Origin of the sequence: Acinetobacter sp. NIPH 298, assembly GCF_000369505.1 — a bacterium.
GTDB lineage: Bacteria > Pseudomonadota > Gammaproteobacteria > Pseudomonadales > Moraxellaceae > Acinetobacter.
Genome location: NZ_KB850053.1, coordinates 1 through 17,937 on the forward strand (window position 1 = coordinate 1; position 17,937 = coordinate 17,937).

A 17,937-nucleotide genomic window follows, 5' to 3' on the forward strand; every position below is an offset into this window, starting at 1 on the left:
CCCCACTGCTGCCTCCCGTAGGAGTCTGGGCCGTGTCTCAGTCCCAGTGTGGCGGATCATCCTCTCAGACCCGCTACAGATCGTCGCCTTGGTAGGCCTTTACCCCACCAACTAGCTAATCCGACTTAGGCTCATCTATTAGCGCAAGGCCCGAAGGTCCCCTGCTTTCTCCCGTAGGACGTATGCGGTATTAGCATCCCTTTCGGAATGTTGTCCCCCACTAATAGGCAGATTCCTAAGCATTACTCACCCGTCCGCCGCTAGGTAATGTAGCAAGCTACATCACCCCGCTCGACTTGCATGTGTTAAGCCTGCCGCCAGCGTTCAATCTGAGCCATGATCAAACTCTTCAGTTTAAAATCAGTAGTACCTTTAAAGGGTACCAATCTTGGCTCATCAATTTTCTGACAAATATTTCTCAAATAAACTTCGAGTAATTTCTACCATCTAATCAATGAAAATAATTTCGATCGATTAACCAGTAAAAATCCACACAAGTTGTTCTTCTTCAATTCTTAATGATCTTCTCGATGATTCGTCACCATCAAGCTAGGTCGGCTATATTACTCTCAATCTCTTAAAAGTCAACAGGCAATTTAGATATTTTTAAAACTTATTCTAAAACTTAAGATTCAAACCTTTCAATCCAAATCCTTGTTTCTCAACAAGTTTTTATCTGCATCACCGCCGATGGATGTGCATTCTACAGCATTTCCAATACCACACAACCCCTTTTTTTGATTTATTGTGACGAGTGGGTGTTTTTTGAACTGATGAGTTACTTTTAATGCCTTTTCTTTGTAATTAAGAACTATTTTTAAACAATTAAGTCAAGTAGAATATGTTGATTGGTTCACACTTTTGGCTTTTTTGATTGAAGATACGGTCTGTTTTAAAAAAAACGCAATATGTATTGCTTGTAGTCTTATTTTCTACGAGCCAGTTTTCCTATGCCTCATCAAGTCATAACTTCTATGAGTTAGCTTTATCAATATTAAGTTATAGTAAATGGTCAAATACAACTCGCCCAACAATCTGCGTCATCGACAATTCTGAAGCAGCAGCTCAATTTCAAGTGAATATTCGACAGCTTGCATATGATTATCAAGTGCAACCGATCAACGTGAGAGACTTTGTAAAAACAGATTGCCATGTCGTGTACTTTTCTACGACATCCCCACAACAGCAGCATAATTTAATTCAATCACACCCTTCTCGCTCGTTGCTGTCATTAAGCACCAACAATCCAGCTTGTGAGGTTGGGAGTATTTTTTGTTTATATAATAAAAAAACGTTTTCAACATTTAAGGTTAACTTGGATGCTTTGAGTGATTCCAAAGTTCATATTGATCCTCGAGTTTTACTCTTGGCAAAGAACACGGAGTAAACCGAGTGATTTCAAGTTTATACCAATCCACTTCTTTACATGCTTTATTCCGTAAATCCCAATTTACAATTTTTGCGATTACTTTTGTTATTTGCTCATTTACTTTTGCTACGATTTCTATGTTTACCATGGAAACTTACGCAAAACAGAATTTACAACTATTAAGCCAAACGGTGCTTGAGCGGATTCAACCAGCTGTTGTCTTTAAAGATAAAGGGACGATTGACCAAATCTTAGCTGACTATACAACGGGACATGCAATTCGCAGTATTCATGTCTACGATCCTCAAAAACAATTACTCGCCGAAAGTCATAAAACCATAGTGCACACGCCTTTTCTACAGAGTTTATTAGATAAATGGTTTTTACACGATCCAGTCCAACTCAACATTGTTCATCATAAAAAGCAAGTTGGTGAATTAGTGCTATATGGTAGTTCTGAAAATATTTTACATTTTCTAAAAACAATCATCATTGGTTTAGCAATTTCAATGCTTTTTATTGTGATTGCATTGTTGTGGTCGATCAATCTGACCTATCGTCAAATTATGCAAGCGATTAAACCATTGACGCATATTGCTCAATTGGTGAGCGATCAAAAGGCTTATAATTTACGTTTCCCGAACAATCCAATTAGAGAGTTTCAAAATTTAAATACGGTATTTAACGAACTCTTAGAGGAAATTCAAATTTGGCATACACATTTACAGAAGGAGAATCGCCAGCTTTCATTCCAAGCACATCATGATCAACTAACTGGTCTACCAAACCGCAATTATTTCTATCAAGAATTGTTCAATATTTTTGAAAACCCGCAATACCGTCATAACTCTGCACTGTTATTTTTAGACAATAACAAGTTTAAAATTATTAATGATCAATATGGCCATTTAGCAGGAGATGCAGTTTTAGCCGAAATGGCTTTACGCTTGCAACAATCTGTTCGCCAAGAAGATTTTATTGCTCGCTTAGGTGGTGATGAATTTGCAATCATTTTGCATGCCATCCACCACGCTGACCATTTACAAGCCATTGCCGAAAATCTACTTGCAAGTTGCAAAGAACCATTAATTTTTAACGATCAAACGATTCATTTTGGCTTTAGTTTGGGAATCGCCTTTTCTCAGTTTGCTGAGAATCCTGAAGATTTGGTGATGCAAGCCGATCAAGCCATGTATAAAGCTAAAAACTTAAACCCTCATTGGTTTCTTTATAAACCAGAAATTTAGGATATGTTATGCGCACTCACACCCTTAAAATTTCATTTATTGCATTACTTTGCCTAACACTGGCTGGCTGTTTGAGTTTTGGGCCGTTAAAGTATCGTCAGGTCAAAATGTTAAAACAAGAAGGTTTCGTTTTAACAGACGAAGGTTGGAGCCTAGGTCTACCTGAACGTTTACTCTTTGATTTTAATAAAGCAGACATCAAATCTAATCATGAGAAAGAGATTGCTCGCCTTGCGAAGCAGTTAAATAAATACAATCTGCAAAAACTTAAAATTGTGGGTCATACCGATGATGTTGGTAATGCAGAATATAATCAGAAACTTTCTGAGGAACGTGCTCAAAGCGTTTCGATGATCTTTCTCAATCAAGGCTTCAAACAAAATAATTTAACAGTGATTGGTCGTGGCTCAAGTCAGCCTTATTTACCAAATACCTCAGAGGAAAACCGTGCCAGCAATCGTCGAGTCGCTGTGATCATTATTCCTTAGTTCTATGATCAACTCCATTTCAAAAAAGCCAACTCAATTGCAGTTGGCTTTTTTTATTTAAATCAATTCGATAATATCTATGGTTGGTGGAACCCTGAAACGGAATGGCACTCCGACCATTCCTGTGCCTACAGTCACAAAAACATCGGCATGTTCATGTGAGTAAAAACCTTTTTTATGCCCAAGGATAGATACTTTCTTCATAATATAACTAGTGATCCATGGCAACTCGATTTGCCCGCCATGAGTATGACCAGAAAGCATCAATGGCCGTATCGGCAACTCTGGGACCATATCAACGGTATCTGGATTATGCGATAAAATTAACCATGGTTTGTCCTGAGGCAAATCTGGCATAAAGCGCATATTCGCCTTACCTGCCCACAAGTCGCCAACACCAATCAAACGAAACTCTTCAAAATCAACAATCTTACTTTCAATATCAATGACATTGTTTTGTGCCAATGCTTCACTTAACAGACTTTGAATCGGCGGGCCTGGATATTGTTCATCATGATTTCCAGGGACAGAGTAAACAGGCATTTTTAGCTTCTTCAGAACTTCAAGTTCTTGAACCAATCGATTTTCTGGCTCATAAGTCCAATCACCAGCCACCACGACCAAGTCTGGCTGTGCTTTATTCAGTTTTTTGACAATACTTTTTAATTGCCGCTCATGACCTGAAAACAATCCCACATGCATATCAGCAACCAATGCAACCTTGATGGGTTGCGTGAACTCACGTTTTGGATTTAAACGAAATTGATGGTATTTGACATGAATTTGATGTGGCTCAATAAAGCGAGCATAAACCAACAGACTACTGAGTATAAAAACGAAAGCAGCTTGATGTAAGTTGTAATATCCAGACCAACCCGCATAAAGACTAAAAAACCAAAGCGGCACCAGTAAATAGGAGAGATAGAAAGCAAGTAAATGTACAAAAGCTTTGAAAGGATGAATCGTTTCTGTACGTGCTTGATGGATCCACGCCTCAATAAATGCCCAAAGCGCTAGAATGGCAAAAATAAGATAAAAACCAATAATAATAGGATCTGAATTCGACATTAACGTCCTCTTTCACTTTACTTTAGGGACATCCATCGCATCTTATATTTATCTTTTTCGATGAAATGGTATACTCAAGCCCAACATTTAATCAGTAACGATTATGGCGCAATTTTCTCATTTTAATCGCAAACATACAAAGATAAGCACAAGCGCTTACAATAAAAACATGCTTGCGATTTATTGCACCATTGTACTTACTACTACAGGCTGTAGCACGCTACCTAAACATACCATCCAACCAGCGCCACAAGCCACATTACAAATTGATAGCTCACAGAGCTCATTAGCCCAAATCATTCGCCCCCTTCAACAACAGCATCCTGATCTCACAGGCTACCATGTTTTATTTGAACCATTAGAAGCCTTATCTGCACGTCTGAGTTTAATTGACAAAGCTGAGAAAAGTTTAGACCTACAATATTATATTTGGGACAATGATAAAGTCGGTGCGCTCGCCTTACATGCATTGATTCGTGCCGCAGATCGCGGTGTCAAAATAAGACTATTAATTGATGACAATAATGCAAAAAAGACCGAAGGGATTTTCCTCGCTTTAGCGCAACATCCGAATATTGAAGTCAAATTATTTAATCCCTATCGTTTCCGCAAATACCGCGCTGTTGATATGGTCTTGGACTTAAAGCGTATCAATCGACGGATGCATAACAAAAGTTTTATTGCAGATCATCAGATTGCTCTGATCGGTGGGCGCAATATGACCAACCAATATTATAATGTCAGTGAAAATTATCAGTTCTCAGATGTTGATGTCATGTTATTTGGTACGGCGGTAAAAGATATTTCAGAATCTTTCGACGATTACTGGAAGCACGAATATGCCTATGATGTGAGAGAAGTTGTTAAGCAACGTTCACACCGCCTGAATTATGAAAGCTTAAAACATCAGCTTGATGAACATTACAAACTGATCACAGTACAAAACTATTTAGACATCACCAATCACTCTCAAACCATTCATGCACTAATGAAGCAGGAGATTTCGCTTAATTGGGTCAAGGCAGAAGTCGTTAAAGACTCGCCTGACAAAATCAAGGCAAAAGCAAAAAAAGAAGAACATCTCAACTTCCAGTTACTCAATCATTTGGAACAGCCAGAAAAAAATATTGATTTAATTTCTGCTTATTTTGTACCAGAAAAGAAAGGCACAAAAATACTCACCGACTTGGCTCAAGATGGTATAGAGGTTAGAGTGCTCACCAATTCATTTAAAGCCAATGATGTTGCTGTGGTACATGCTTTTTATGGAAAATATCGTCAGGAATTACTTGAAAATGGGGTGCAACTTTATGAGTTCCTACCGGCCATAGACAAAAGTGATTTGGATAAACGCACTGAAGAACTTGCTAAAAAAGCCAAAATCAGTATCAAAGGTTTAAGTCGTTCTAGTTTACATGCCAAGCTTATGGCACTGGATGACAAACAAGTTTTTATTGGTTCTTTTAACTTTGACCCTCGTTCTGCCTATTTAAATACAGAAATTGGGGTGTTGTTGAATAGTCCTGCCCTAGCAAAAGAAGTGCATGCCACCATGGACCAAAACTTAACTAAATTTGCATATAAATTGGTCTTAGATGCTAACAACAAAATTACTTGGCATCGCCAAACTCCACAAGGACCTAAAATTTACACCAAAGAGCCTAAAATGAAATGGTGGCAAAAAGCAGGAATGAAAATAGTTTCATGGCTACCAATCGAAGGTTTTATGTAGTTTATTGATCTTGCGGAAGTGTTGTGAGCACTTTCTGTTGCAATTGCTTTAAACCTTCACGCATCCGTAGATCCACTTCTTTTGTTAGCGTTTCTACGGTATGTCCCTCTACAGGAATCGCGGGAAGCGTCAACAAATGTGCTGTCACTCTCGGCATTTCCAAAACACGTTGTACATGTTCCACAAAAGACATACTACCAATAAATGGCGCAACTAAATCTAGTTCCCCGTGTTGATTTTCATAGCAAATCACACAGATTTGCACAGGTCGTTGTGCCTCTATTGCCGCCCCTAATAATCGCCCATGTACTTTTTTGACGTTCCGACCATCGGTTGTGGTTGCTTCGGGGAAAAAGAGCACGGGAATGTCTTGTTTTAAAAACTCGGTAATCTGTTCTCGAATCCGCAGTGAATCACCCGAGCCACGCTTGATAAATAAAGTTCCGCCACCCTTGGCAATATTGCCCAGAATTGGCCATTTTTCCACTTCAGCTTTGGCCAAAAAGAAAACTCGAGCACCCGAACCCAGTACAGCAACATCTAACCATGAAATATGATTGCTCACCCATAACGCAGGTTCGCGCGGAATAACACCATGCACGTGTACATCAATATTAAAGACTTCACACAAACGGCGGCAGAAATATTGTACATAGCGCGTATTTACGGGATTATTCGGATCTTTATATAAACCATGGCGATAAATAAGATAAAAGCCTTCACCAATGGTTTCTAAGCCTGAAGCCAACTTTCTACTATATAAATTAAATTTTGAGAATAAACTTAATGGGGAGTTGTCTTTTTCTACTGTTGCATCTTGAGTCATAAAATCATTAAAACCATAGAGTCAGTCAAAACTGAACATATATACATCGGATTGATCCAGTTATATCACGCCAATATCCACTTATAAAAGTTCGCTTGATAATAAAAACCGAATGTCAGCATAATTTTTTTCAATTTCAAATGATCGACCAGATCAATTATTTTAAGTTAATCGAATTTATAGATTATCAGAGCATCAAATGAATCAACCCATCAAAACAACTGAGCAACAAAACACAATACCTTATGGCTATGCTTTAAAAATGATTTTTGGTTGGTCTATCTTATATATGGGAAGTCTTATTGCTTTTATTGAACTTATCTATCGCAATACAATATAAATCAACGAAGACTTTGCCCTTTGCTTTCAGTTTATCTTAGAATAGGACTTTAATGTCAAAGGTATGACAACAGCGTGGAATATTTAGAGCAACATCAAGGCGGTGAACGTGCAATTTTGGTAAGTGTATCTGTCCAATTGCTTGATGATCTTGATGGCGAAGAATTTCGATTACTCGCTCAATCCGCAGGTGCTGACATCCTAGAACACATTTCTGTACAACGAAATAGACCCGATCCAAAATTCTTTATTGGTTCTGGCAAAGTCGATGAAATCGCAGAATTAGTCCAAAGCCTCGAAGCAGAATTAGTTATTTTTGACCATGCATTATCCCCTGCTCAAGAACGCAATTTAGAACGCATCCTGAAATGCCGTGTCATTGACCGTACAGGCTTGATTTTGGATATCTTCGCATTACGTGCCCGTACCCATGAAGGTAAATTACAAGTTGAACTAGCTCAACTCAAACATTTATCGACCCGTCTGATTCGTGGTTTTACTGGCAATCTAGAACAACAAAAAGGTGGTATCGGTCTACGTGGTCCAGGCGAATCACAATTGGAAACAGACCGTCGACTCATCCGAGTCCGTATTACGCAGCTCAAAGATAAACTGGTTAAAGTACAACAAACCCGTTCACAAGGTCGTGCTGCACGTCAAAAAGCAGCAATCCCCACGATTTCTCTAGTGGGCTATACCAATGCAGGAAAATCAACTTTATTTAATATTTTAGCAAAAAGCGATGTCTATGCCGCAGACCAACTTTTCGCAACCCTAGATCCGACTTTACGTCGTCTCGATTGGGATGGCATCGGTGCTGTTGTGATCGCAGATACCGTTGGATTTGTCAGAAATTTACAACATGATTTAGTTGAATCATTTAAAGCAACATTAGAAGAAACATTAGAAGCAACCTTACTGTTACATGTGATTGATAGTAGCAGCGCCAATATGTCTGAGCAGATCGAAGCTGTAGAATCTGTTCTGAAAGAAATTGGAGCAGACGCACCAATCTTGCATGTTTATAATAAAATTGACCTCAGCGGAGATACTGCAAAAATCCTCTATAAAGCGCCTGACCTTCCAGATCGTGTGTATTTGTCAGCTCATTCTGGTCAAGGATTAGCGTTACTCAGCCAAGCCGTACAACAATGCTTAATGGGACAATTACAACAATTCGATTTAGTTCTTAAACCTGCTTATGGCAAACTACGTACTCAGTTATATAGCCTCAACGTTATTCAGTCTGAATATCATGATGATCATGGTGATTTGCATTTATCAATCCGTATTGCGCCACAAAAATTGGAGCAACTGATTAAACAAGCACATTTGCCTTTAGACGAAATTTTAGGAAAGAAAGCATCCTTATTCCAGCGCACTTTGGAAGAGTTTGAGATACAGCATCCACCACTATAATTGCGATCAACCATCATTCAGATAGACGAGAGTAAGAGATCATATGAAAGAGATTGACTGGACCGCTTGGTTTTACACGATTTTATTAATTATTGTATTTCGTGAGGGTGCTGTCGCAATCACCAAGGTCTTTCATCATCCAGAATTAGGAAATCTCGTCGGACTGATCGCTTTACTGGCAACGTTATTGATTTGGAGAAAATATAGAAAAATTTCCAATCGTCTGATTGATACCAACAACAAGATCATGAAAGAAAGTGCCTTCGCATTCCTGCCTATTTGTGCGGGTTCATTGATTATGTTGGTTCATCTAGGTAAAGAAATTCCTGTATTTTTATTTATCTTAACCTTAAGTACGTTATTACCATTGTGGATTTACGCCAAAATGGCAAAACGCTGGTTATAGAGGTCCTATATATGTTTATGATTATTTACGGCTTCGTTATTACGCTTATCAGCTATCTCATCGCAAAACCACTCAATAAAAAAATTCCTCAGATTCCTTTAATTGTTTTCGCCATGTTTATTGTGATTGGATTATTGTTTATTTTAGGCGTGCCTTATCAACAATATATGAATAGCGTGAATAGCATCTTTAACCATCTACTTGGCTATGTCACCGTTGCCTTGGCAATTCCATTGGCAGCCATGCGCTATGATGATTTACCGATTAAATCCATGCTTGGAATTTTAGGCTTTGCAAGTATTAGTGCTGTAGCCTTACCAATGGGGCTTGCTTATTTACTACATATGTCTGAACCAACGATTATGGCGTTTGCAACACGCGCAGTGACTACTCCTATCGCACTAAATATTGCAACCCTATTGCATGCTCCGTTGATGATGGTAACGCTGATCGTGATTTTATCAGGTGTTATTGGTGCAGCCTTCTCACCTTGGATCTTAAAACACATCAATGATGAACGTGCTTCTGGTTTAGCTTTAGGATTAGCAGCGCATGCCATCGGTACTGCTCAGGCATGGCAACGAGGTCCAGTAACTGGGCGATATGCAGCATTCGGGATGGCGGTTAATGGGGTGTTTACAGCCATTTGGTTACCAACCTTTATTTTATCTTTATCATAATTTTTGTCACAAATCTCATATTAATATTGAACTAGTTATTACAAATCACACATAATAGAACACTTGAACATTAAATGGATTTTTGATGATGGGGAAAAAATTAATAAGCGGTTTACTTTTATCTGTAATTAGCGGTTTTACTTTTGCAATCGATATTACAGGTATGTGGCAAAGTATCGATGACAAAACGGGTGCACCCAAAGCTTTAGTCGAAATTCGCCAAGAATCGAATGGAACCTATACGGGTAAAATTGTAAAACTTACACCTCGTATAGGCTATACACCAAAGGAAAAATGTATAGACTGTCCACCACCTTATACCGATAAACCAATCGTCGGATTGGATGTCGTTACAGGACTAAAGTATAGTGAAGGCTTAAACTATACCAATGGTCGTATTCTTGATCCGAATACAGGCAAAATTTATAGTATGAGAGCTAAACTGAATGCCAACGGCAAGCGCTTACACTTACGTGGTTATTTAGGTGTTTCTGCGTTAGGTCGCAATCAGATTTGGATTCGTGCAGATTAAAATCGACCTCGTACTGAAACAGAAAAGCCCTATTTTTTAATAGGGCTTTTCTTATAAGGGGTTATGAAGAAATTAACGCCCTTGTAACTTGGCATAATCTAAAAGCACGTTCGCGGCCTCAGTCACAAAAACCTCTTCTTCTGGCAATGCTGGGCGTTGATGCGCTTTCATCTTGGCACGCGATTCAACTAGCGCATCAATTGACGCTTGATAGCTTTCCCAATTTGCATAAGGCTTTTGACCTGTTGCTAAACGACGTTGGTTTTCTGCATTTAATGTTTGTTGCTCTAAATCAATTAACTCTGCACGACGTTGGTTGATATCCAAAACAACTTTCTTCTGAGCAGAGGTTTTCTGAGCAATCGCTTTACGCGTTTCTAAGTATTTGAACTGAGAATCTGCTGCAACACGTTGAGCAGAAAATTCAGACAACTTCGCTACATAAGGCTGCACTGAACCTTCTCGTTTAAACGGTGCGGTTGGAATGGTATCCCATTTCAAAGCATTTTTCGCTTTACGCTCACCAAATTCTTCATTGTAAATATCAACCAGCTTAATGTCTGGAATCACCCCTTTATTCTGGGTACTGCCACCAGTAACACGATAAAACTTACGCTGTGTCAGGGTCGCTTGACCATAAGCCAATGAATCCAACTGAACCTGAGCCGTGCCTTTTCCTGTCGTCGTGCTACCAATCACGATGCCACGTTCATAATCTTGAATCGCAGCAGAATAAATCTCGCTCGCAGACGCAGAAGCCAAGTTGACGAGAACAGCTAACGGACCTGCATAAGCTTGTACGCCACCATCAGTGTCTTCAAACACATTGACATTGCCATTGCCATCACGGATCTGCACCACAGGACCTGATTTGATTACTTGCCCCAACATACGGGCAACTTCTTCTAAAGACCCACCCGGATCGTTTCGTAGATCAATTAAGATCCCTTCTACTTTCTTCGCTTTCAATTCTTCTAAGGCTTTGGCAGTATCGACAGAAACCGAACGGTATTCAGTGCCCGCACGACGTGAACGGTAATCAAAATAAAATGATGGAATTTCAATAACACCAAAGAGATGTTTTTTTCCATCACGTGTGATTTCAACCGTACGTGAACGAACACCTGCATCTTCTTCTTGAATAATATCGCGAACCAAAGTGACATTACGTGCCTGACTCATTGCAGCACCTGTGCCTAACAAGCGCACCACAACTTTGGTTCCACGTTTACCACGAATTAACCCTACAATTTCTGAACTCGGCCAACCGATCACATCCACCATTTTCTCGCCATCTTGAGCAACCCCAATAATGCGATCTCCTGATTTCACTTGACCTGATTTACTTGCTGGACCACCTTCGACGATCATTTCAATTCGTGTGTAATCTTCATTGCCACGCTCAGGGCGAATCGAAACACCGATCCCTTCTAAACGCAAAGTGGTTTGACGATTCAACTCCATCGCATCAATCGGTGGATAATAATTACTGTGCGGATCATAAGTCGCCAACATCGCATTCAATGTCTTTTCTAGCACATCATCACTTTTCACACGCCCCATTCGCTCTAACTGACGTGTATAGCGTTTAGTCAAGGTTTGAACAGGTGTTAAATCTTCTGGCCCAGTCAAATCTTGACCATTTGCAAGTGATGGATTCTCTTTTAATGCTTTTTGTTTGGCTTGCTCTTCTTCTTTGCTGATCGTTAAATTAATCAGTTGTGAAACCAGCATCTTTTGCCAGTGGGCTTGTTGTTCAGCTTTAGTATTAAAATAAGGTACTTTTTCACGATCGATATCCAGATAAACATCTTTCTGCTGCAAGTTTTGAGGCTTTTTCAATTCAGCCAACATAAACTCATAGAACTCTCTTAATCGCTCTCGATATTGCGCATGAATCGCAAAAGGACCTGTGAGGTTTCCAGCTTTAAGTGATCCACCAAAATTTGAACCATATTTATTCTTATAATCTTCAACTTCATTGCTTAAAAATAATGAATGATCTGGATCAAGGCTATCAAGATACATATCTAAAATACGTTTTGAAGTCGTCGCATCTAAACGCATATTGAGATAATGCTGACGATCAACCAGTGTTGCTAACTGACGCGCGACCAATGCTTGTTCTTGTGATGGCTTGATCACCGTTGAAACGGCAGACGCTTCTGTCGCCGCAATAGCCTCATTCATGGTATGAGAGAAAAATAAACCACCAGTCGCAATTGCAACTGCACACGCTATCATTTGAAGTTTCATAAAATTTTGGTGCTTCCTTGGATATGGCAATTATTACACGCTGATCATATCGATATGAACATATTTCATTCAGTATTTATCAGCCTGTAAACTCGTCGGTTGCTATAAATAACGTCTCAACGAGTATTTATCATCAATATCATGTAGTTTTATCATATTCTGTACTGACAAAATGTAGCAAATCATTGCACAATTTAGCTATCGTTTTTTTCATCAAAATTCAAACGGAATCCATATGATCGGCGCGTTGATGCTAGATATAGCTGGCACAGAACTTACTCAAGAAGATATTGAACTCTTACAAGCGCCACAAGTCGGTGGCATGATTTTATTTGGACGTAACATTGAATCCCCTCAGCAGGTTCGCGCTTTAACCGATCATATGCGTCAAGTCCGCCCTGACATCCTGATCGCAGTCGATCAGGAAGGTGGTCGCGTACAACGCTTAAGACAAGGGTTTACTTTACTACCGGCAATGGGTCGACTCGGTGAACACTATATCCACAATCCTCAACAGGCGATTGAACTAGCAGAACAATGCGGTTGGCTCATGGCGATTGAGGTACTTGCAGTCGGTATTGATTTTAGTTTTGCGCCTGTTTTAGACCTGAATGATGTCAGTGATGTGATCGGTGATCGTGGTTTTGCTAAAAACATGCAAGATATCGTACCACTTGCAGATGCCTTTATGCGCGGCATGAAAAAAGCAGGCATGGCAACCACAGGCAAACACTTTCCTGGACATGGTTCAGTCAAAGCAGATTCGCATGTCGCAGCAGCAATTGATAGCCGTTCATATCAGGAAATCTATGATAAAGACATGCAGAGCTTTATTCAGTTGATGCCACAACTTGATGCGCTGATGCCAGCCCATGTGATTTATGATCAAGTTGATCCAAACCCAGCAGGCTTCTCACCATTTTGGTTGCAAAATGTTTTACGCCAACAACTTAAATATGATGGCGTTCTCTTCTCAGATGATTTAAGTATGCAAGCTGCGTGTGTGGCAGGTGGTGCTGATGCGCGTATCCAAGCAGCATTAAACGCTGGCTGTGATATGGGGTTGGTCTGCAATGATCGCGCTGCTGCTTGTACCGCATTAGATGGAATCCAAACACTTGCTTTGCCAAATCAACAACGTTTAGAACGTATGCGTGGTAAAATCCCAAATATTCAGGTGGGTACAACACTGACATTAGATGAAAACTGGCAAACCGTCAGAAAAGCCATTGAAGAATTTAAGAATTCGTTTTAATTTTACTTAGATTTTTTAATCTTTTTATGAACATAATTTAATCTTGCCGAGTGTTCATCTGATTAAAGGATTTTGCCTTCGGCTCGACTTACTTTTCAGGGATGCAAAGTAAGCAAAAATATTTCGCAGCTTTAGTCGCTGCTCATAGGCTGAGAGTACATCCTGAGCAATTTCAAAGCAACGCTTTGAAAGCAGCGCAAGACCAGATCAACGGCGGCATCCATGCCGTCCCACGATAGTAAATAACAAACCTAAAATAGGATTTTGTGGAAAAATCTCAATTTTAAAAAAAGATTAATTTTATATATCCAAATTAGGAAAAATAGAGTCTAGGACAGATGACACAACAACTTTCGAAACATCGCCACATTTCATTTACAGCGCACTATACGGGGTATATTTGGTATCAAATGGGGATTTCACATCCTGCACTCGCAACCGCAAAAGGAAAAACACTTGCAGCTTTAGTCCACCCAATTGAAAGTTGGGCTGAAAAATATGTCGGTGGCAGCATGCGTACCACCTTAAAACAACGGCACACCATGCTCGATACGCATTTAAAAGCATTGATTGAACAGCATCCTCATTTACAAGTGCTCGAAATTGCGTGTGGCTTATCTCCTCGTGGTTGGTGGTTTAGACAACACTATCCAGATATCACCTTTCGCGAACTCGACCTACCAGACATGGCCGCAACAAAACAAGCTGCGCTACAACAGATTGAAACACATGCAGATGAAGTGCTGTCTGTGGATTTATTCACGGATGCTTTTGCAACGGCTTTTGAAACATTTGATCCGAATCGCCCCTTGGTCATTATCAGCGAAGGACTGATTAACTATTTTGATAAACCCTTATTACAACAGCTCATCAAGTCAATCGCTATCTATGGCAATCGCTTTAAAGAATTACATTACTTAACTGATATTTATCCAGAACCAACTCAAAACAAACTTGCCACCATTATTTGGAATAGCAGCCGCTTACTAAAATGGATGTCACGCAGTGCCTTTAGTTTTCATTTCAAAACACCAGCAGAAGTTGAACAGTTTTTTAATGAAGCTGGCTTTAAACAGGTGCAAGTGCTGCAACCCAAACAGTTTTTTGAACAAGTAAAATTAGAAAACAATGACCAGCATTTGGGTGATCTGGTTTGGATGATTCAAGCAAGTAATAAATAGCCCCAATAAAAAAGAGAAGTGACTATTATTTATTCACTTCTCTTTTTTTTAAATCCGTTCGTAATGGTTAAATCAAACGCATTTTTGGCGCTCGATAAAACGAGTTAAACGTTCAGCAACGTCAAAACTACCGTGTTTAAACAAGATACGTAGACCTTGTTCAGTGATATCAAAAATTAAGCATTCAATTTTAAACTCACCTTCCTCATCCGCCAAATGCAAGGCTAAGTCACGTGGATGCTGACGAATAAAATCAAGCTGATCTAAGTCATCGACTTTCAAATACACACCAAAGAAAGTGATATCTACAATTTTAACAGCAGCTTCAGTCTCTAAATGACGATGTGTCAATTTTGAATCTGGTTGTAAAACAGCAATGCGCTCTTCACCACGACGCTCGATCTGTTGCATTTGCTCACGTGTCATCGAAATAATGCCATCAAGATGATCGATGGACTCACCTTTCAAAAATGAGGTAAACAAATTCATGGTTTCTTTACGGCGTTGCAACTGCGGTACGTGGTCTGCATTGGCAATCAAAGCAAATTGCATATCTTGGCACTGCAAAGCAAAATCTGCATTTTCATGTGGCAAAGTAAAGCTATCGTACTGCCCTGCTGCAACCAATGTTTTGCATTGTGGTACAGGTACATTACTTAAGCGCAATAAACGATTACAGTTAATTTCATAACGTTCACGCTCAGTGCTGCTGAAATCAGCCATTTGTCTAAAAAACAGACGCTTTGCTGTTGGTGACATACGGGTTTTATCAAGTTTGGCATGATTGACTAAATAGAGAATGACTGCTTGACCAAATTCTTCCATGCGATCTTCACGCATTAAATGCAATGATTCTTCGAGCAACATGCGCCAGCTTTTACGTGTCTTTTGCATCACGCCCATCAACACCATACGATCCATGAGCTCTGGGCGTTGATCAGCAAATGAAGATGCGATAACAGAACCTAATGACATCCCCATCATTGAAACTTTATCAATTCCAACGATATCGAGCCATTGCCCAAGCATCTTAGACAAATCTGGTAATTCTAGTATTGAAGCTGACGCACCTGTATCGACATTACGAATTTGTTGATTTGAGCCCATTGAAGGTAAGTCAATCAAGATAACAGGACCGCTCTCAAAGAGTTGCTCAACACAATACTTATAAGAGTTAAAGTTTTGAAATGCGCCCCCGACAATTACAATCGGCGTGTTGTGGATCGTTTTAGGATCTGCAATTGCCATATATTCAATTTTCCAACCATCAATCCACGTTGTACGCGCTGGTTGTTTAAAACTGTTTTTATTGTAGATGTCAAAAAAACCAAAGCCTGTGAAGCTATGATTTAAATCCGAGTCCATTTGGATAATGGAATTCATGTCCTTCCTCCATCCTTGTTTATTTTTCTGTTGCAAGCATGTCATTTTTAGCGACCCTGCCCTGCAAGTTAACAAATTTATAAAATTTGTATTACATTTATCCTATACTTTTTCATTCTATACAAATGCATGTTTTATACGCAATCATTTCCTTAACCACTTATCTTGTTTAGACCAATAATCTTTTGCAAAATATGTATCCACATCCTGATATTCGGTATATTTATCGCATAAAAATAAAAAAAATTGCGCCAATTAACAATTTGTAATTTTTTTGAATTGTCAGTTCCGCCTATTCATTGTTCGGCATTTGACTGTTACTATCTTTATAAATACATGCAATCATCAAAATGCTATGCAAGACTCAATTCAAAACTATATGCAACAGGTAGGTACTCAGGCGCGCCAAGCGTCAAGTATTTTAATGAGTGCGCCAACTCATTTGAAAAACCATGCTTTGTCTGCAATTTATACCGCTTTAGAAAACAATCAAGCGCAAATTTTGGCAGCCAATCAGATTGACATGAATAACGGACGTCAACGCCAATTAGACAATGCGTTGCTTGATCGTTTAGAGCTGACCCCTGCGCGTTTTAAAGGAATGCTACAAGGCTTAAAAGATGTAATCAGCCTCATTGACCCGATTGGGGAGATTACAGATCTTGCCTACCGTCCATCTGGTATTCAATTGGGCAAAATGCGTGTTCCACTTGGTGTCGTTGGAATGATTTATGAATCAAGACCCAATGTAACCCTTGAAGCTGCATCATTGGCATTAAAATCTGGTAATGCCATCATTTTACGTGGTGGATCAGAAGCATTGGAATCAAACAAAGCGATTGCTCTTGCGATCCAACATGGTCTACAAATATCAGGTTTGCCTGAACACGCCGTTCAAGTCATTGATACCCCTGATCGCGCAGCAGTCGGTCATTTGATCACGATGACTGAATTTGTCGATGTGATTATACCGCGTGGTGGAAAAAGCCTGATCGAACGTATCAGTCAAGAAGCACGTATTCCAGTAATTAAACATTTAGATGGTAACTGCCATGTTTTTGTTGAAGCTCAAGCAGATCTACAAAAAGCTTTGCCTATCGCACTGAATGCCAAAACGCATCGTTACGGTGTTTGTAATGCCATGGAAACGTTATTGGTAGATGAAGCAATTGCTGAGGAGTTTTTACCGCGTATCGCAGAACTCTATGCTGAGAAGCAAGTTGAACTGCGTGGATGCTCTGAAACACAACGCATTTTGGGTATATCGGTTAAAACAGCAACTGAGGAAGATTGGTATACAGAATACTTAGGTCCGATCCTTGCAATTAAAGTTGTGACCGGAATGAATGAGGCGATTGAGCATATCAATAAGTACGGCTCTCATCATACCGATGCGATTATTACGGAAAACTTTAGTCTGGCACGTGAGTTCTTGGCACGAGTTGATTCAAGTTCTGTAATGATCAATGCTTCAACGCGTTTTGCTGATGGTTTTGAATATGGATTAGGCGCAGAAATTGGTATTTCTACCGATAAAATTCATGCGCGTGGCCCAGTTGGTTTAGAGGGCTTAACGTCTCAGAAATGGATCGTTTTTGGAGATGGTCAAATCCGCCAATAACTTAAACGATCTCATTTAAACCCCGACACGATAAAGCGCATTAAATTGATCTTTATCGTGTTTTTATATATTTTCATACAAAAATACGGCGAAAACCAACAGATTAATCAAAAGAACCTGTTATTTACAAACTAT

The 17,937-nt window shown here is 39.5% G+C and carries 16 protein-coding genes and 1 rRNA gene; 12 read left to right on the forward strand and 5 right to left on the reverse strand.

Features of this window, described 5'->3' with window-relative positions:
- Window positions 1-356: ribosomal RNA gene (locus F903_RS00005) — 16S ribosomal RNA — on the reverse strand; the annotation flags it as partial.
- Window positions 357-913: 557 nt separating this feature from the next.
- Here F903_RS00005 and F903_RS00010 point away from each other — a divergent pair.
- From F903_RS00010 to F903_RS00020, 3 genes are read left to right on the forward strand one after another with little or no spacing between them, the layout of a single operon-like run.
- Window positions 914-1,387 carry a regulatory sequestration protein YfiR gene (locus tag F903_RS00010; protein WP_081400733.1) on the forward strand — a complete coding sequence of 158 codons (474 nt, stop codon included), beginning with the start codon at window positions 914-916 and terminating at the stop codon, window positions 1,385-1,387.
- Between the two features lie 5 nt (window positions 1,388-1,392).
- On the forward strand, window positions 1,393-2,616 hold the full coding sequence (locus tag F903_RS00015) for a diguanylate cyclase DgcN/YfiN (protein ID WP_005193593.1): 1,224 nt from the start codon (window positions 1,393-1,395) through the stop codon (window positions 2,614-2,616).
- 8 nt (window positions 2,617-2,624) lie between these two features.
- Entirely contained in the window at window positions 2,625-3,104 is a 480-nt protein-coding gene (locus F903_RS00020; RefSeq protein ID WP_005193595.1) for an outer membrane lipoprotein YfiB, read from the forward strand.
- Between the two features lie 57 nt (window positions 3,105-3,161).
- Here the strand turns inward: F903_RS00020 and F903_RS00025 are convergent, their stop codons facing one another.
- Window positions 3,162-4,172 carry a metallophosphoesterase gene (locus tag F903_RS00025; protein WP_004672863.1) on the reverse strand — a complete coding sequence of 337 codons (1,011 nt, stop codon included), beginning with the start codon at window positions 4,170-4,172 and terminating at the stop codon, window positions 3,162-3,164.
- A gap of 169 nt (window positions 4,173-4,341) precedes the next feature.
- Here F903_RS00025 and F903_RS00030 point away from each other — a divergent pair, with 169 nt between their 5' ends.
- Window positions 4,342-5,904, forward strand: coding sequence for a phospholipase D family protein (locus F903_RS00030; protein WP_005193598.1), 1,563 nt, complete (start codon window positions 4,342-4,344; stop codon window positions 5,902-5,904).
- A 1-nt stretch (window position 5,905) separates the two neighbouring features.
- Here F903_RS00030 and F903_RS00035 read toward each other — a convergent pair whose 3' ends face one another.
- Window positions 5,906-6,730: a lysophospholipid acyltransferase family protein gene (locus tag F903_RS00035; RefSeq protein WP_005193600.1), complete on the reverse strand. Its 825-nt coding sequence runs from the start codon at window positions 6,728-6,730 to the stop codon at window positions 5,906-5,908.
- 199 nt (window positions 6,731-6,929) lie between these two features.
- Here F903_RS00035 and F903_RS16615 point away from each other — a divergent pair, with 199 nt between their 5' ends.
- The 5 genes from F903_RS16615 (at window position 6,930) to F903_RS00055 (ending at window position 10,106) form a co-directional block, all read left to right on the forward strand.
- On the forward strand, window positions 6,930-7,070 hold the full coding sequence (locus tag F903_RS16615; RefSeq protein ID WP_005193602.1) for a hypothetical protein: 141 nt from the start codon (window positions 6,930-6,932) through the stop codon (window positions 7,068-7,070).
- 74 nt (window positions 7,071-7,144) lie between these two features.
- Window positions 7,145-8,488 carry a ribosome rescue GTPase HflX gene (gene hflX, locus F903_RS00040; protein WP_004672870.1) on the forward strand — a complete coding sequence of 448 codons (1,344 nt, stop codon included), beginning with the start codon at window positions 7,145-7,147 and terminating at the stop codon, window positions 8,486-8,488.
- 43 nt (window positions 8,489-8,531) lie between these two features.
- Window positions 8,532-8,894, forward strand: a complete 363-nt coding sequence (locus tag F903_RS00045; RefSeq protein WP_004672872.1) for a hypothetical protein — start codon at window positions 8,532-8,534, stop codon at window positions 8,892-8,894.
- 11 nt (window positions 8,895-8,905) lie between these two features.
- Entirely contained in the window at window positions 8,906-9,574 is a 669-nt protein-coding gene (locus F903_RS00050) for an LrgB family protein (RefSeq protein WP_005193606.1), read from the forward strand.
- Window positions 9,575-9,659: 85 nt separating this feature from the next.
- The gene (locus tag F903_RS00055; protein WP_171063500.1) at window positions 9,660-10,106 is read left to right on the forward strand and encodes a DUF2147 domain-containing protein; all 447 of its coding nucleotides are present in this window, start codon (window positions 9,660-9,662) and stop codon (window positions 10,104-10,106) included.
- A 72-nt stretch (window positions 10,107-10,178) separates the two neighbouring features.
- Here F903_RS00055 and F903_RS00060 read toward each other — a convergent pair whose 3' ends face one another.
- Entirely contained in the window at window positions 10,179-12,362 is a 2,184-nt protein-coding gene (locus F903_RS00060) for a carboxy terminal-processing peptidase (RefSeq protein WP_005193608.1), read from the reverse strand.
- A 235-nt stretch (window positions 12,363-12,597) separates the two neighbouring features.
- On the opposite strand from F903_RS00060, the gene nagZ reads away from it, so the two are divergent.
- On the forward strand, window positions 12,598-13,617 hold the full coding sequence (nagZ, locus tag F903_RS00065) for a beta-N-acetylhexosaminidase (RefSeq protein ID WP_005193610.1): 1,020 nt from the start codon (window positions 12,598-12,600) through the stop codon (window positions 13,615-13,617).
- 338 nt (window positions 13,618-13,955) lie between these two features.
- Window positions 13,956-14,798, forward strand: coding sequence for a class I SAM-dependent methyltransferase (locus F903_RS00070; RefSeq protein WP_005193611.1), 843 nt, complete (start codon window positions 13,956-13,958; stop codon window positions 14,796-14,798).
- Window positions 14,799-14,870: 72 nt separating this feature from the next.
- Here F903_RS00070 and F903_RS00075 read toward each other — a convergent pair whose 3' ends face one another.
- Window positions 14,871-16,181 (reverse strand): alpha/beta fold hydrolase, encoded by a 1,311-nt coding sequence (locus F903_RS00075; protein WP_005193612.1) that lies wholly within the window; start codon window positions 16,179-16,181, stop codon window positions 14,871-14,873.
- 355 nt (window positions 16,182-16,536) lie between these two features.
- Here F903_RS00075 and F903_RS00080 point away from each other — a divergent pair, with 355 nt between their 5' ends.
- Window positions 16,537-17,802 (forward strand): glutamate-5-semialdehyde dehydrogenase, encoded by a 1,266-nt coding sequence (locus F903_RS00080; RefSeq protein ID WP_005193613.1) that lies wholly within the window; start codon window positions 16,537-16,539, stop codon window positions 17,800-17,802.
- The last annotated feature ends 135 nt before the right edge of the window (window positions 17,803-17,937 follow it).